We start from the raw sequence: 15,808 nt of genomic DNA on the forward strand, positions 1-15,808 counted from the left end.
GCGCGCAGACGGGAGGGGCGGGCCGCAGGATCTCCTGCGGCCCGCCCCTCCCGTCTGTCGTCGGTGCCCGGGCGGTCAGCCGGCCGGGGCGGTGAGCGCGCCGGTGGTCGCGGCGGCGGTGTGCCCGGCGGCCGGTGCGGCCACCGGCACGGTGAGGACCGGGATCGCGAGCCGGTGCAGCACCGAGTGGACCGTGGCACCGGGACCGCCGGCCGTGATGTCGCGGCGACCGACGACGAGCAGCGCGGCGGTCTGGGTGGCCTCGACGAGCACCCGGCCGGCCCGCCCCGGGACGACGGTGGTGTCCACCTCCAGCGAGGGGTGACGCCGGCGCAGCGCGGCGACCAGCGGCTCGACGGCCGCGGTCTCGGCGGCGGTGCTGGTGCCCGGCTCCAGGCGCCAGCGCATCGACTGGGCGGCGTCCTCGGTCAGCTGGCGCCACGCGTGCACGACCTGCAGGGGCTCGCCGCGCAGCTCGGCCTCCGCGGCGGCCGCCGCCAGCACCGCGGCGCTGCCCGGCCCGCCGTCGACCCCGACGACGACGCCGCGGCGCCGCCAGTCCAGCGGGTGCAGCGTGCGGTGCACCAGCACCGGGCACGGCGCCGTCGCGACGACGGCCTCGGCCACGGAGCCCAGGGCGTTGCCGGCACCCCAGGTGAGCCCGCTGGCGCCGACGACCAGCAGGTCACCGGCCTGCACGGTGCGGGGCAGGACGGTCTCGGCGCGACCGTCGACGAGCTCGAGGCTGATCGCCCACTCCGGGAGCCGGTCGGCCAGGCTGTGGCGCACCCGCTCGAGGTCGGCGTCGGCCGCACGGCGGGACGCCGCGCAGGCGTCGAAGGTGTCCGGCAGCCCGGCCAGGTCCCCGGACGGCCAGTGGAACGCCCGGACGATCCGCAGGGGCAGCCGGCGGCGGTCGGCCTCCAGCGCGGCTGCACGAGCGGCCTCGGCGGCCGGCTCGGAGCCGTCCACCCCCACGACGACGGACGGTGACTGCTTGCTCATCGGTTCTCCTCGATGTCGGTGCGGGTGGGGTCGTGCCAGGTCCAGGTCCGGATCTCCGGGAGGTCCTCGAGCGCGTCCACGACGTGGGCGCGGTGCCGGTCGAGCTGGGCGTGGCACAGCCGGGCCAGCCGGTCCCCGCCCTCGGGCACCCGGCGGGAGCGGCGCAGGGCCTCGAGGGCCAGGTGGTAGCGGCTCATCCGGTTCAGCACGACCATGTCGAACGGCGTGGTCGTGCTGCCGTGCTCGGTGAACCCGCGGACGTGGAACCGGTCGATGTCGGGGCGGCCGTGCAGCAGCGGGTGGATGGCCCGGGGGTGGCCGTGGAAGGCGAAGACGACGTCGACGCTGTCGGTGAACAGGTGCGCGAAGCGCTCCGGGGTGAACGCCGCGGGGTGCTCGCCGGGCGGCAGCAGCCCCATCAGGTCGACCACGTTGACCACGCGGACCCGCAGGTGCGGCACGTGCTCGCGCAGCAGCTGCGCGGCGGCCAGCACCTCCATCGTCGGCACGTCACCGGCGGCGGCCAGCACGACGTCGGGGTCCTCGCTGCGCTGCCGGCCGGGCTCCTCGGTGCCGGCCCACTCCCAGACCGAACCGCCGGCGGCGACGTGGGTGCGCGCCTGGTCGAGGGTCAGGTACTGCAGGTGCTGCTGCTTGTCGACCACCACCAGGTTGACCTGGCCGCGGCTGGTCAGGCACTGCTCGGCGACGACCAGCGTGCTGTTGGCGTCCGGCGGGAACCAGATCCGGGTGACCTCGGGCGCCAGCGGCGCGACGGTGTCGATCAGGCCGGGGCCCTGGTGGGAGAAGCCGTTGTGGTCGTTGCGCCAGCACGTGCTGGTCAGCAGCACGTTGAGCGAGGGGAGCGGACTGCGGCCCGGCTCGGTGGCCGCCAGCTGTAGCCACTTGGCGTGCTGGACCACCATCGAGGCCGCGACCATGGCGAACGCCTCGTAGGTGGCGAACAGCCCGTGCCGTCCGGTGAGGGTGTAGCCCTCCAGCCACCCCTCGCACAGGTGCTCGCTGAGCACCTCCATCACCCGGCCCTGCGGCCCGAGGTGCTCCTCGCCCGGCAGGACCGGCAGCTGCGTGCAGCGGTCGGTGGCCTCGAACACCGCGCCGAGCCGGTTGCTGGCGGTCTCGTCGGGGGAGAAGAGCCGGAAGTCGCCTCCGCCGTCGGCCCGGCTGGTCCGGGTGATCACGTCCCGCAGCAGCTCCCCGAGCGGTCGGGTCGTCTCGTGCTCGAGGACGCCGGGCCCGGTGAGGTCCAGCGCGTAGTCGGTCAGGTCCGGCAGCGGCAGCGGGCGGACCCGGAAGCGGGGACCCCCGGCGCGGGGTGAGGCGGACAGCCGCAGGTCGCCGCGGGGGCTGAGGGCGGCCAGCTCGGGGACCAGCCGGCCGTCGGCGTCGAACGCCTCGTCGGGGCGGTAGGAGCGCAGCCACTCCGCCAGCTGGGCCCGGTGCCCGGCGTCGTCCCGGACGTTGGCGAGGGGCACCTGGTGGGAGCGCTGGGTGCCCTCGACGGGGACGCCGTCGACGGTGCGCGGCCCGGTCCAGCCCTTCGGGGTGCGCAGCACGATGGCCGGCCAGCGGGCCGGCCGCACGTCCTGCCCCGCACGGGCGCGCCGCTGCAGGTCGGCGATGGTCCGCCGGGCTCCCGACAGGGCGGCGTCCAGCGCGCGGAAGACGTGGTCGGGCTGGTCCCCGGCCACCACGACCGGTGCCCAGCCCTGGCTGGCGAGGAAGCGGCACACGTCGTCGTCGGAGGTGCGGCCCAGCACCGTCGGCCCGGAGATCTTGTAGCCGTTCAGGTGCAGGATCGGCAGCACCGCCCCGTCGCGCCCCGGGTCCAGGAAGGCGGGCAGCCGCCAGGACGCCGCGAGCGGCCCCGTCTCGGCCTCGCCGTCCCCGACGACGCAGGCGACGAGCAGGTCCGGGTCGTCGAACGCCGCGCCGGCGGCGTGCAGCAGCGCGTACCCCAGTTCACCGCCCTCGTGGATGCTGCCGGGGACGTGGACCCCGGCGTGGCTGCTCACCCCGCCGGGGGTGGAGAACTGCCGGACGAGGCGGTGCAGGCCGGCGAGGTCGGCCGACACGGCCGGGTGCACCTCGCTGTACGTGCCGTCCAGGTAGGCGCCGGCCAGGACGGCGGGTCCGCCGTGCCCGGGGCCGGTCACCATCAGGACCTCGGTGCCGGTGCGGCGGACCAGCCGGTTGAGCAGGGTGTGGACCATCGTCAGCCCGGGGCTGGTGCCCCAGTGGCCGAGCAGCCGTGGCTTGATGTGCTCGGGGCGCAGCGGCTGCCGCAGGAGCGGGTTGTCGCGCAGGTAGATCTGGGCGGCCGTCAGGTAGTTCGCGGCGCTCCACCAGCGCAGGTCGAGCGCGAGCTCCCCGTCCGGGTAGTCGTCGGCCGGGTGCTCTCCGGTCACCTCCACCGGTGCGCGGGTCCCGGCGGGGACGTCGATGGGGCTGGCCTGGGTCGTGGACATGCGGCGGGGCTCCCGGGTCGTCGGTGGCTGCCTGCGATCGTGCGTGGCCCCGGGGGCGTCGCGCGCGGGGCTTTGGTCCCCGCCCGGCGAGCCCTAGCGCACTCCCGTGGCCGGCCTCCCCGACGGACCGTGGGCGCACAGGCACTCGTGCACGTCCGGAGGGAGCACGTCATGACCACCTCGGAGCAGAGCGGCCGTCCCGACCGGGGCGCCACCGGCCACCCGGCACCGGACCCGCTCGCGATGTCCCCGGCGGAGAAGATCGCGGCGGAGTGGGAGGCGCGGCACGACGTGGCGGCCCGCGGCCGGCGGGCGGTGCCGGGAGCCGTGCAGCACTACCTCGCTGAGTCCCGGGCACACGAGGTGCGGGACCGGGGCGCGACCCGCGCCGACCACGCGACCGCCGACCACGCGACGCAGCCGCGCGGCACGGCGGGCGGGGACCGGGCCGGCGGGCCGGAGCAGCAGGCGGTCGCCCCCGGTGCGGCGTCGGCCGCTCCGGTCCCGCGGCAGCGGCGGCGGCGGTGGCTGCCGGGGCGCCGGGGCTGACGCGCCTCACCGACGCGAGCGCGGCGGCGCCCGGGGAGTGGGCCGGCACGTCGCCCCGACCACCGCGCCGACCACGGACCCTGGTCGGCCGGCGGCTCAGCGGGACGCCGGGACGGCGTCGATCCGCAGCCGCACGACGCCGGGGACGGCGCCAGCGGCGCGCGTGAGGGCCAGCAGCTCGGCCAGCGGGAAGGCGCGGCCGTGGAGGGTGACCACCCCGGCCCGCACCTCCGTGGTCCACCGTCCCGGGTCCGCGCTGCACCGGGCGACCGCCCGGTGCAGGTCCGCGCGCACCTCGGCGTCCGGGCGGCCGCTCGCCGGCCCGGACCCGGGTGCAGCCGGGCACGGCCGTCCGTCCGGCTCCCCGTACGGCGCGGCTGTCGTCCGCAGTGCGTGCACCGATGGACCTCCTCGCTGTCGACGCGCCCCGGCGGGCGCCCTCCCACCCTGTGCGGGGCCGCGCTCCCGCGGCAGGGGCCGAGGTCCCGGCCGGGGCAGGACCCCCGACCCTCCGGCCGGGCACGGCCAGGGACCCACGACCCTGTGCCGCGCGCCGGTCGTGCGCTGGGCTGGGGTCATGAGCGAGCAGCTGCAGGCGCGGACGGTGTCCCGGGGCACCCGACCCTGGATCGTCGTGGGCGTCGGTCCGACCGAGGAGAGCCGTGGGGCGCTGCTGTGGGCGCTGCGGGAGGCCGAACGCCGGGACGGCACCGTCCTGGCGGTCACCGTGTGGGACGGCGGCCCGGAGGAGGAGCGCGCGGCGCGGGAGGCCGATCTCGTCGCCCGGGTGCGGGACGTGGTCGAGGAGACGGGGGTCCACGGGCGGACCCGGGTCCAGCTGGTGGCCGGGCCGGTCGCGGAGGTGCTCACCGCGCTGGCCGACCGCGCGGACGTCCTCGTGCTCGGTCAGCACCACGCGCCCCGCTGAGCCGCCCCCGCACCGCCGGTCCGCGCGCGTCCCGCGGCGGTCAGGGCCGGACCCGGGTGCCCGTCCGGGACGGCGGGCCCGTGGTCACGACGGCGTCCGAGCCGGGGAACACGACGCAGGTGCGTTCGTCGTCCAGCCACCGCACGACGTAGGGCGGGGAGCCGTCGGGGGAGGACACCTCGACGATCTCCCCGGCACGCACCGGCCCGTCCAGCCGTCGGCTGTGGACCACCAGCCAGTCGCCGACCGCCGCCCGCACCGTCACGCCCCCGTGGCCGCGCCGAGCGGGACGACCACCAGCGGGCAGGGCGCCCGGTGCAGCACCCCGTGGGTCGTCGAGCCCAGGGCCGACAGCCGGCCGCGCCGGCGGTGGCCGATCACGAGCAGCTCGGCGGTCAGCGCCGCAGCGAGCAGTCCGCGCGCCGTCCGGTCGCGCAGGACGACCTCCCGGACGACGACGTCCGGGTGCTTGTCGCGCCAGCCGGCGAGCGCCTCGGCCAGCACCCGCTCCTCGTCGGCCCGGACGCCGTCCCAGTCGACCAGCGGGCTGATGACCTGGTAGCCGGCCTCGAGCCGGGCGTCCTGCCAGGCGTGCACGGCGACCAGGTCGGTGCCGCGGGACGCGGCCTCGTCGAAGGCCGTCCCCAGCACCTCGTCGTCCCCGGGGCGCCCCTCCACCCCGACGACCACCGAGCGACGTCCGCGCACCGTCACCGACGTGTCGTCGGAGAGCACCAGGACCGGGCACCCGGCGGCCGCGACCACCGCGGTGGCGGTCGAGCCGACCACCAGGCCCGCGACGCCGCCGACCCCCCGGCAGCCCAGCACGAGCAGCTGGGCGCGGCCGGACGCGTCCCGGAGGGCGTCGACGGCCGCCCGTTCGGCGACCTCCCACGTCACCCGGTCCTCGCCGAGACCGGCGCCGACGTCGGCCGCCAGCTCCTGCAGGACGTCCTCGGCGTCGCGCACGAGCGCCACCGACAGGTCGGCAGCGGCCGCCGGCGACGTCACGACGCCGAGGGAGCGCCAGGGCAGCGCCATGAGCAGGTGCAGCGAGGTGTTCCGCAGGTGGGCCTCCTCGGCCGCGGCGCGCGCGGCGCGGCGGGAGCCCTCGGACCCGTCGACGCCTGCGACGACCGGCCGTCCGGGTGCGGGGTGGGACATGGGCTCTCCTCGGGTGGGAGCGGGCCCGGTCACGCCGGGCCGCCGGTGGGGTGGTCGGTGCCGGTGGCGCTCGTGGCGCTCGGCCGGTCGGCCAGGAGGCGGACGGCGAGGACGCCGGGCACCGTGCTGGCCAGGGTCTCCACGGCCCGGTCGACGGCCAGCCGTTCGCCGGTCGGGTCCCCGGTGTCGCGCGACCGCCGGACGGTGGCCACGCCCTCGGTGACGTCCACGGCCCAGCCGCCCAGCTCCTGGGTGTAGCCCTCCACCAGACGCAGCACGTCCTGCCGGACGTCGGTGTCCGGGCGGACCAGCGTGCGCAGCAGGTCGCGGCGGCTGACGATGCCCACCAGGTGCTCCCCGTCGACCACCGGGACGCTGCGCAGCCCACCGTCGACGAAGAGCCGGGCGACGTCGGCCAGGTCCGCGGTCGGGGCGACGGTGCGCACGCCGGTCGTCATGACGCCGCGGACCAGCAGCGCAGGGGCGGTGTGCCGTGCCGGCTCGCGGATCATGTGCAGCCGGGGGTCGCGGGGCAGGCGGTCCCGCAGCACGTCGGCCTCGGCCACGATGCCCAGCAGGCCGTCGTGCCCGTCGACCACGGGCACCGCGGCGAAGCCGCGCTCGGCCATGACCTCGGCGGCGGAGGCGACCGGGGTGTCGGGGCCCACGGTGACCACGTCGCGCGTCATCACGTCCCGGACCTGCATCGTGCGCCCCCTGCCCTCGACGGTGAGGTCGACGCTAGGACCGCCCCCGCAGGTCACCCAGGGACCTGCGGGGGCGGTGGCAGGGACCTCGGTCCCTGCTCGCCGGCCGCGCGGGCGGGCACCGTCGGAGGCGCGTCCGGTGTCCGCCCGGGCCGGGAGGAGGACCTGCGGTGAGCGAGGCAGTGGAGGGCGGCGCACGGCCGTCGCCGGAGTCCGACGACGACCGGGCACCCCGGGTGGTGGTGGGGGTCGACGGGTCCCCGGGGTCCCGCGCCGCGCTCGTGTACGCGTTCGCCGCCGCGGCGCGGCGGGGAGCCCACCTGGACGTCGTCGCCACCTTCTCCGTCCAGGCGGTGTGGATCGGCGGCTACCCCCTGGGCATGCCGATGGTTTCGGCCCTCCGGGAGGGCACGGAGACGCGGGCCCAGGACCTGGTCGACCAGGTGCGCCACGACCCGGCCCTGGCCGCGGTGCCCGGGGCCGCCGACGTGCCCACCCGGCTGATCGTCTCCGTGGGGCCCGCCGCGCAACGGCTGGTGGACACCTCGGCCACGGCGGACCTGCTGGTCGTCGGCAGCCGGGGCAGGGGGGCGGTGCGCAGCGTGCTGCTGGGCTCGGTCGCCCTGCACTGTGTGACCCACGCCCACTGCCCCGTCGCGGTGGTGCACCCGACGCCGGCAGGGCACCGGCAGGACCGCACCGTGGTCGTGGGGGTCGACGGCTCGGCGGCCTCCCGGACGGCCCTGGAGGCCGCCGTCGCGGAGGCCGCCCGGCTGGACACCGGGGTCGCGGTGGTGACGGCCTACGAGCTGGCCGACCACTGGGTGGACCTCACCACCGTCGTCGTGCCGTCCGAGGACCAGGTGCGCTGGGAGCTGCAACGCGGAGCCGAGGCGATGGTGGACGACGTGCTCGCCGCGCACCGGGCGGGGACCGGGGGGCCGGCGCCGTTCGTGGAGGTCGTGGTCACCGAGGGGCCGGCCGCCGACGTCCTGCTGCGGTGGGGCGCCGACGCCGCGCTGCTGGTGGTGGGCGCCCGGGGGCGCAGCGAGCTCCGCGGCCTGCTGGCCGGGTCCGTCGCCCTGGCCTGCGCGATGCACGGGGCGGGACCGGTCCTCGTCGTGCGCCCGACCGGGGACCGGGCCGGGGCCGCGCCCGCGGCGCGGGCGGTCGCGGGGGCCTGAGCCCGGCGGACCACGCGCCGGGGACCGCCGGGCACCGTCGGGCCGGGTGACCGGTCCGACGGTGCCGGCGCGCGGCCGGCGCGGCGGTGTCGGCCCGACGGGGACGGCCGACCTGTGGCCCGGCTCGGGACGACCAAGGTCCGTGTCGGCGTCCCCGGCCCGACCGCGACGCTCGGGACGACCGCAGACGCCCGCGACCGCGCGGGCGTGCGGGGGAGTCGAGGAGGTCAGCGGTGTCCGGAGACGACGTGCCGTACCCCGTGCGCGTGGACGCGGCGCTCGACGCGCCGCTCTCGCGCTGGCTGTGGCTGGTCAAGTGGCTGCTGCTCGTCCCGCACCTGGTCGTGCTGGCGTTCCTGTGGGCAGCGTTCGCCGTGGTGTCGGTGGTGGCCTTCGTGGCGATCCTGGCGACCGGCCGCTATCCGCGGGCGCTCTTCGACTTCACCGTCGGCGTGCTGCGGTGGACCTGGCGGGTGCAGTACTACGGGTACGCCGCACTGGGCACCGACCGCTACCCGCCGTTCACCCTGGCCGACGTCCCGGACTACCCCGCGCGGCTCGACGTGGTCTACCCCGAGCGTCTCTCGCGCGGGCTGGTGCTGGTCAAGTGGTGGCTGCTCGCGCTGCCCCACTACGTCGTCGTCGCCGCGTTCGCCGGTGGCGGGCTGTGGTTCGGCAGCCGGTCGGCCGGTGAGGGCGGGTGGAGCGACGGCTGGGCCTTCGGTGGGCTGGTCAGCCTGCTCGTGGTGGTGGCCGGCGTCGTGCTGCTCGTCGGCAAGCGGTACCCGCCGTCGCTGTACGACTTCGTCCTGGGCATGGACCGCTGGGTCCTGCGGGTCGTGGCGTACGCGGCGCTGATGACCGACGCCTACCCGCCGTTCCGGATGGACCTCGGCGGCACCGACCCGGGGTCGCGGCCGGTGCCGCCGGTCACCGGGCCGACCGGCGGCCGGACGGGGACCGCGCCGGGTACGCCGCCCACGGCCGACCTGGCCGGGACCGGGACGCCGGCGTCGCCCGGCGCGTGGACGGGCGGCCGGGTGGTGGCCGTCGTGGCCGGGTCGCTGCTGGCGCTGACCGCGACCGGGCTGCTGTCCGGCGGTGGGGCACTGCTGTACGCCGACCGGACCCAGCGGCAGGACGGCGGCTGGCTGGAGACGCCCGCGGCGACGCTCTCGACCGACGGGTACGCGCTGGTGACCGACGACGTCCAGCTGCGGGGCGCCGGGGTGGACTGGGTCGTCGACGAGGTGCTCGGCCGGGTGCGGCTGGAGGTGACGGCCGACGGCTCCGGGCCCGTCTTCGTCGGGGTGGCGCCGACCGCGGAGGTGTCCGGGCTCCTGGACGGCGTCGCACGCACCCGGCTCGACGCGCTCGGCGCCCGGCGCGGCGGCTGGGCCTGGACCGGGGAACGCGGCTCCGGGTGGCGGACGGACCCCGGCACGACGACCGAGCTGCCCGGCGGTCCTCCGGCCTCCGCCCCCGGCGACCTCGACATCTGGACGGCGTCGGCCAGCGGCCCGGGCACCCAGACGCTGGAGTGGACACCGGCGGAAGGCGACTGGACGGCCGTCGTCATGCCGGTGGACCGCAGCGCCGGGCTGGACGCCGAGGTCTCCGTGGCCGCCACGGTGCCCGGCCTGACCTGGCTGGCCGGGGGGCTGCTGGCCGGGGGAGCGGTGCTGCTGGCCACCGGCGCCCTGCTCATCGGGCTCGCCGTCCACCGCGCCGGGTCCCGGCCCGTGCCCCCGGCCGCACCCGGGCCGCAGCCGGGACCGCAGCCAGGACCGACCGGCCCGTGGTCGCCGGCGTCCGGCGACCCGCGGCTCAGCCCGTCGGCCGGTCCCAGGTGAGGACCTACGTCCCCGCCGGCGGGGACGTGTGCCCGTCACCGCCGGCCCCCGGGCCGGGCGAGGGTGGGGACGAACCCGGTGCGCGCCGCCCGGGACCGACGCCGAGGAGGCCGTGGTGGACGAGGCAACTGGGACGACCGACCGACCGGACACCGAGCAGGCGGTCGCCGTCGGCAGGACGGTCGTCGTCGGGGTGGACGGCTCACCCGGCGGCCGGGCCGCCCTGGTCTGGGCACTGACCGAGGCGGCTCGCCGGGAGGCGCCGCTGCAGGTGGTGTCCGCGTTCCCGGTCGACTTCTACTGGACCGACCCCTACCTGCTGGACCGGCGGCGGATCGACCAGCTCGAGGCCGACACCCGGATGCGCGCCCGGGCACTCGTGGACGAGGTCCGGGCGGACCCGGCCGTCACCGCGGTCCCGGGCACGGGCGCGGTGCCCGTCGAGGTCACCGTGGTGCCGGGGCCGCCGGCCGAGCACCTGGTGCGGCTGGCGCAGGACGCCGCCCTGCTGGTGGTGGGCAGCCGCGGGCGCGGCGGCGTGCGGAGCGCCGTCCTCGGGTCGGTGGCGCTGCACTGCTCCACGCACGCCGTCTGCCCGGTCGTCGTCGTGCACCCGCAGGAGACGGCGGGCCCGGCCCGGGTGGTCGTGGGGGTGGACGGCTCGGCGACCGCGCGGACCGCCCTGGCGCACGCCGCACAGGCGGCTGCCGAGCGGGGCGCCGAGCTCGAGGTGGTCGCCGCCTACCTGATGCCGACCTACTGGAGCGAGGTCTACGTCCTGCTCACCGAGTCGCTGGACGAGATGCGCGAGAAGGCCCGGGTGAAGGCGCAGGAGACGGTGACCGAGGTCCTCGGGGCCGAGCCCGGTGTCCCGGTCACGGTCGTGGCCCTGGAAGGCCCGGCCCGGGACGCCCTGCTGCAGCGGGCGGCCGGTGCGCAGCTCCTGGTCGTCGGCAGCCGGAGCCGCAGCCAGCTGCCGGGGATGGTGCTGGGGTCGGTCGCGCTCCACTGCGTGGTGCACGCCCCGTGCCCGGTGATGGTCGTCCACCCGCAGCGTCGTCCCGTGCAGCAGCCGGCCCCGGCCCTGGCCTCGGCAGGCGCCTGAGCACCACCCGACGACGGCCCCGGCACCGATGGACTCGGCGCCGGGGCCGTCGTCTGTTCCCGGGGACGTCCTGGCGCGCCGCCGCACCGGGTGCCGGTGACCACCGGCTGCGCGGGGGAGGAGCCGGGCGGGGACATCGTCGGGCCGGTGGTTCCCGACCCGACCCGACCAGCGCGCCCGGGGAACGGGTCAGTGGGTCGCGGAGCGGGTGTGCGGGGTCCGCCGGGCGCCGAGCAGCTTCGTCAGCGCATCGGCGGCCAGGAGGGCCGGGACCGCACACCCGGCGACGAGGAAGCCGGTGAGCGAGGGCGGACGATGGCCCAGCAGCTCCGCGACCGGCGGGACGGCGAGCATCGCGACCAGGATCGCCAGCTCGGCGGCCACCGCGCCGATCAGCATCGGGTTCCCCCGCCAGCGCAGCCGCCACACCGGCCGGGTGCTGCTGCGGCAGGCGAAGGCGTTGGCCGACTGCCCGAGGACGACCGCGGTGAACGCCGCCCCGGAGGCGGTCGCCAGCACGCCGGCGGCCGGCGTCTCGCCACAGCTCCAGCCCGAGCCGAGCAGGACCGTCAGGAACGCGGTCATCGAGACCGTCGCCTGCACCGGGCCCAGCACGCCGAAGGCCCGCGCCAGCAACCGGCGGTCGATGAGCCGCTGCCGCGGCGGGGGCCCGTCGAGCGCCCGGGCGGAGGCCGGCTCGGCGCCCAGGGCCAGGGCGGGCAGCTGGTCGGTGGCGATGTCCAGGGCGAGCACCTGCAGCACCCCCAGCGCCAGCGGGACGGCGCCCCCGGTCACCGAGAAGACCAGGAACGGCGCCAGCTCGGCGACGTTGTCGGTCAGGTGGTAGGTCAGGAACCGCCGGATGTTGGCGAAGGTGGCCCGGCCCTGCCGCACGGCGGTCACGATCGTGGCGAACTGGTCGTCCAGCAGCACCAGGTCGGCGGCCTGCCGGGCGACGTCGGTGCCGCTGCGCCCCATGGCCACGCCGATGTCGGCGGCGCGCAGCGCCGGGCCGTCGTTGACCCCGTCACCGGTCATCGCCACGACGTGCCCGCGCGACTGGAGGGCCTGGGCGATGCGCAGCTTGTCCTCGGGGGCGACCCGGCAGACCACGGCGCCGTCGGTGTCCAGCAGCTCGGCGAGCTCCTGCTGGTCGGCGGGCAGCGCGGCGCCCTCGACGACGAGGCTGCGGCCCTCCCGCCACAGCCCGGTCTCCCGGGCGATCGCCGACGCGGTCGCGCCGGAGTCGCCGGTGACCATGGCGATCCGGATGCCCGCGCGCCGACACTCCGCGAGCGCGGCGTCCACCCCGGGCCGCGGAGGGTCCTCGAGGCCGACGAGGCCGAGCAACGTCAGCTCCCGTTCGGCGTCGTCGGCCGTGGCGTCCTCGGCCACGGCCCGGTCGGTGACGGCCACGGCGAGCACCCGCAGGCCCCGCGCGGCGAGTTGCGCGACCGCCTCGGGTGCGCCGTCGGGGCGGACGCAGCGGTCGAGCACCGAATCGGGCGCCCCCTTGACGTACAGCACGCCGGCCGCGAGCACCGACATCCTGCGGCGGCGCGGGTCGAAGGCGAAGCGGCGCGTGCCCGGCCCCTCGGCCGCGTCCAGCCCGGTGGCGCCGGTCCGCCTGGCGAGCGCGTCCAGGGCCGCCTCCATCGGGTCGCCCGCTGCCGTCCAGGTCGTCCCCTCCTGGCGGATCCGGCCGGTCGAGCAGAGCACCGCTGCGCGGGCCAGGTCGCGGGCTGCGGTCACCGCGTCGGCGGGGCCGTCGACCTCCGCCACGGGCGCGTAGCCCTCCCCGCGCACCGTCGTCGTCCCGGCCGGGGTCCAGACCGTCACCACCGACATCCGGTTCTGGGTGAGGGTGCCGGTCTTGTCGGTGCAGATGAACGTCGTCGACCCCAGGGTCTCCACCGACTCCAGTCGGCGGACCAGGGCGTTGCCGTGGGCGAGGAGCTGCGCGCTGTGCGCCAGCGACAGCGTCACCGTCGGCAGCAGGCCCTCGGGCACCAGGGCGACGGTGACCCCGACCGCGAACAGGAAGCCCTCGCCGGCCGGCAGGCCCAGCAGCAGCCCGACACCGAAGCAGCCCAGCCCGAGCCCGACGGCGATCACCGTGATGACCCTGATGACCCGGTCGAGTTCTTTGCTCAGCGGGGTCCTGACCCGCTGGACCGTCCGGGTCAGGGTCGCGATGCCGGCCAGCCGGGTGTCCCCGGCGATCGCGGTCACCGCGGCGGAGGCCTCGCCCTCGACGACGAAGCAGCCGGCGTGGACCGGGTCGCCGGCCTCCTTGGCGACCGGCTCGCTCTCCCCGGTGAGCATCGCCTCGTCGACCCGCAGACCGTGCACCTCGAGCAGCTCGAGGTCGGCGGCCAGCCGGTCCCCGGCCTCGAGCAGCACCAGGTCGCCCGGGACCAGGTCGACGGCGTCGACGTCCTGGCGGACCCCGTCGCGGACCACGGTCACCCGGTGCGGTACCAGGTCCTGCAACGCCTGGGCCGCGCGGTCGGCGCGGTGCTCCTGCACGAACGAGAAGACGCCGTTGAGGACCACGACGACCGCGATCGCGACCCCGAGCTGCGGCATGCCGCCGACGACGGCCAGCGCGGCGGCTGCCCACAGCAGCAGGGCGAAGAAGTGCACCATCTGCGCGACGAGCAGGCGCACCGGCGACGGAGGCCGCTGGACGGGCAGCCGGTTCCCGCCGGGGACCCGGCGAGCGGACACCTCCGCGCCGGTCAGGCCGGCCTTCGACCGATCGACCAGGTCCGTGCCCCGCGTGGTCACCTGGAGGTCCTCTCGTCACCGGGGTCGCGACGCACGGGAGCGGCGCCGCACCCGAGCCTCACGCCCGCCCGGGCACGGCGGACAGGGACCAAGGCCGCTGGTGGCGGGGGACCTCCGGCAGCCCTTGCGAGGAACAGGAGCCCCGGGAGGGGTCCATCACCCGGTCGGGTGAGGTCCTTGGTCCCGTTCCCGGTCGACGCGCTCAAGTCCGTCGCCGGGCCGTCGATGGCCGTCTCGGACCAGAGTTCCCGACGACCCGAGGAAGCCCGACATGCCGACCCCTCCGTCCGACGCCCCCCTGCCCGCTGTCCGCAGCCGGCGGCTCCGCTGGTGGGGAGACCGACCGATCGCCGTCAAGGTGCTCGCCGCCGTGGGAGCGGCCGGGGTGGTCGCCCTGGTCGTCGGGGTCACCGGGCTCCGCGCGCTCGAGGCGGAGGCGGCGGCGACCGAACGCGTCTACAGCGAGGACGTCCGCGGCGTGGACGCCGTCACGGCCCTGCTCCTCGACGTGGAACGGGCCGCCCGCGCCTCACGGGATGCGGCACTGGCCCCGGGCGAGGAGGCGCGCGGGGCCGCGTTCGAGGCGCTGGCCGAGGCCCGCGACGACTTCAGCACCGACCACGAGGCCTTCCTCGCGCTCGGACACACGTCGGACGCAACGGTGGTCCTGGAGGAGGTGGTGGCGGACTTCTCCGCAGCCGGCCGGCTCGAGGACGCGGTGCTCCGGCCACTGGCCGAGGCCGGTGACGTGCCGAGCTGGGTGGCTGCCCACCGCGGCCAGGTGGAGCCGCTGTACGAGGCAGTCCTGGGCGAACTGCTCGAGATCGAGGAGGAGGTGACCGCCGATGCCGAGCACGCCGCCGCCCTGGCAGCCGAGCACTCCGCCGACCAGCGCCGGCTGTCCCTCGTCGTCCTGGGCGTCGGTCTGGCGCTCGCGCTGACCCTGGGGTGGGCGGTAGCCCGGGCGGTGGCGCGCGACGTCCGCCGGGTCGTCCACGTCGTCGAGGGCCTCGCGGACGGTGACCTGACCCGGTCCAGCGGCCTGACCACCCGGGACGAGCTCGGCCGGATGGGCGCCGGGCTCGACGTGGCGCTGGCCGACCTGCGGGGCGTGCTGGCCACCGTGGTCGACAGCTCGGCCACGGTCGCGGCCTCCACCGAGGAGCTCTCGGCGTCGGCCGCCCAGATCTCCGCGTCCGCCGAGGAGACCAGCGTGCAGGCCGGCGTCGTGTCCGCCGCGGCCGAGGAGGTCGCCCGCACCGTGGCCACCATCGCGGCCGGGGCCGAGGAGATGACCGCGGCGATCTCCGAGATCAGCCACAGCGCCAACGGCGCTGCCGCGGTGGCCTCGACGGCGGTCGGCGAGGCCCAGCAGGCGACGGCGACCGTGCAGGAGCTGGGCGAGTCCTCCCAGGAGATCGGTGAGGTGGTGAAGGCGATCACCGCCATCGCCCAGCAGACGAACCTGCTCGCCCTGAACGCCACCATCGAGGCGGCCCGGGCCGGGGCGGCCGGCACGGGCTTCGCCGTCGTCGCCACCGAGGTCAAGGACCTCGCCCGGGAGACCGCCCGCGCCACCGAGGACATCGCCCGGCGCGTCGAGGCGATCCAGGCCGCGAGCCAGGGCGCGGTGGTGGCCATCGGCCGCATCGCCGACGTCGTCGGCTCGATCAGCGACCACCAGCTGACCATCGCCTCGGCCGTGGAGGAGCAGACCGCGACGACCGACGAGATGAGCCGTTCGGTGCAGGAGGGGGCCTCGGGGGTCACCGAGATCGCCGCCAACGTCACCGGGGTGTCCACGGCGGCGGAGCTGACCAACCAGGCACTGAGCCAGACCCGGATCGCCGTGGACGAGCTGTCCCGGCTGGCGAGCGACCTCCGCGGCACGGTCGCCCGCTTCACGTACTGACGCCAGGGGCCGGCTACCCCGTTCGAGCAGGGTCCTTGGTCCCGACTTCGCCTCGACCGCTCAAGAACCGGCCGGTTGCGTCGATGCTCGTACCGGAGCACGTCCCCGCACCGGTGGCCGGC

Annotated in this window: 12 protein-coding genes; 6 read left to right on the top strand and 6 right to left on the bottom strand. The window is 77.1% G+C overall.

Going from position 1 to position 15,808, the window contains the following annotated elements; translation table 11 throughout:
- Positions 1-75: 75 nt before the first annotated feature.
- Both ACGBYP_RS11000 and ACGBYP_RS11005 read right to left on the bottom strand, forming a co-directional pair.
- Positions 76-1,005: a universal stress protein gene (locus ACGBYP_RS11000; protein WP_411583953.1), complete on the bottom strand. Its 930-nt coding sequence runs from the start codon at positions 1,003-1,005 to the stop codon at positions 76-78.
- Positions 1,002-3,494 carry a phosphoketolase gene (locus ACGBYP_RS11005; protein ID WP_411583955.1) on the bottom strand — a complete coding sequence of 831 codons (2,493 nt, stop codon included), beginning with the start codon at positions 3,492-3,494 and terminating at the stop codon, positions 1,002-1,004. Before ACGBYP_RS11005 ends, ACGBYP_RS11000 begins: the two co-directional genes overlap by 4 nt.
- A 171-nt stretch (positions 3,495-3,665) precedes the next feature.
- Between ACGBYP_RS11005 and ACGBYP_RS11010 the strand changes: the two genes are divergently transcribed.
- Together ACGBYP_RS11010 and ACGBYP_RS11015 are read left to right on the top strand one after the other, a co-directional pair.
- Positions 3,666-4,043 carry a hypothetical protein gene (locus ACGBYP_RS11010; RefSeq protein WP_411583957.1) on the top strand — a complete coding sequence of 126 codons (378 nt, stop codon included), beginning with the start codon at positions 3,666-3,668 and terminating at the stop codon, positions 4,041-4,043.
- A 577-nt stretch (positions 4,044-4,620) separates the two neighbouring features.
- Positions 4,621-4,971 carry a universal stress protein gene (locus ACGBYP_RS11015; RefSeq protein WP_411583959.1) on the top strand — a complete coding sequence of 117 codons (351 nt, stop codon included), beginning with the start codon at positions 4,621-4,623 and terminating at the stop codon, positions 4,969-4,971.
- A gap of 40 nt (positions 4,972-5,011) precedes the next feature.
- On the opposite strand, the gene ACGBYP_RS11020 is transcribed toward ACGBYP_RS11015, so the two are convergent.
- Genes ACGBYP_RS11020 through ACGBYP_RS11030 form a run of 3 tightly spaced genes read right to left on the bottom strand, consistent with a single transcriptional unit; the run spans position 5,012 to position 6,824 of the window.
- Positions 5,012-5,236 (bottom strand): DUF1918 domain-containing protein, encoded by a 225-nt coding sequence (locus ACGBYP_RS11020; RefSeq protein ID WP_411583961.1) that lies wholly within the window; start codon positions 5,234-5,236, stop codon positions 5,012-5,014.
- Entirely contained in the window at positions 5,233-6,135 is a 903-nt protein-coding gene (locus tag ACGBYP_RS11025; protein ID WP_411583963.1) for a universal stress protein, read from the bottom strand. Before ACGBYP_RS11025 ends, ACGBYP_RS11020 begins: the two co-directional genes overlap by 4 nt.
- A 29-nt stretch (positions 6,136-6,164) precedes the next feature.
- Positions 6,165-6,824: a CBS domain-containing protein gene (locus ACGBYP_RS11030; RefSeq protein WP_411583965.1), complete on the bottom strand. Its 660-nt coding sequence runs from the start codon at positions 6,822-6,824 to the stop codon at positions 6,165-6,167.
- 188 nt (positions 6,825-7,012) lie between these two features.
- On the opposite strand from ACGBYP_RS11030, the gene ACGBYP_RS11035 reads away from it, so the two are divergent.
- The 3 genes from ACGBYP_RS11035 to ACGBYP_RS11045 all read left to right on the top strand — a co-directional run bounded on the left by ACGBYP_RS11035 (position 7,013) and on the right by ACGBYP_RS11045 (position 10,984).
- Positions 7,013-8,026, top strand: a complete 1,014-nt coding sequence (locus ACGBYP_RS11035; protein ID WP_411583967.1) for a universal stress protein — start codon at positions 7,013-7,015, stop codon at positions 8,024-8,026.
- 233 nt (positions 8,027-8,259) lie between these two features.
- Positions 8,260-9,879, top strand: coding sequence for a DUF4389 domain-containing protein (locus ACGBYP_RS11040; protein WP_411583969.1), 1,620 nt, complete (start codon positions 8,260-8,262; stop codon positions 9,877-9,879).
- 115 nt (positions 9,880-9,994) lie between these two features.
- On the top strand, positions 9,995-10,984 hold the full coding sequence (locus ACGBYP_RS11045; protein ID WP_411583971.1) for a universal stress protein: 990 nt from the start codon (positions 9,995-9,997) through the stop codon (positions 10,982-10,984).
- A gap of 189 nt (positions 10,985-11,173) precedes the next feature.
- Here ACGBYP_RS11045 and ACGBYP_RS11050 read toward each other — a convergent pair whose 3' ends face one another.
- Complete coding sequence (locus ACGBYP_RS11050) at positions 11,174-13,774, bottom strand: cation-translocating P-type ATPase (protein WP_411583973.1); 2,601 nt, start codon at positions 13,772-13,774, stop codon at positions 11,174-11,176.
- Between the two features lie 271 nt (positions 13,775-14,045).
- Here ACGBYP_RS11050 and ACGBYP_RS11055 point away from each other — a divergent pair, with 271 nt between their 5' ends.
- Positions 14,046-15,686: a methyl-accepting chemotaxis protein gene (locus ACGBYP_RS11055; protein ID WP_411583975.1), complete on the top strand. Its 1,641-nt coding sequence runs from the start codon at positions 14,046-14,048 to the stop codon at positions 15,684-15,686.
- Positions 15,687-15,808: the final 122 nt, after the last annotated feature.

It is taken from the genome of Modestobacter sp. SSW1-42, from assembly GCF_046635825.1.
In the GTDB taxonomy this organism is placed as follows: Bacteria; Actinomycetota; Actinomycetes; order Mycobacteriales; family Geodermatophilaceae; genus Modestobacter.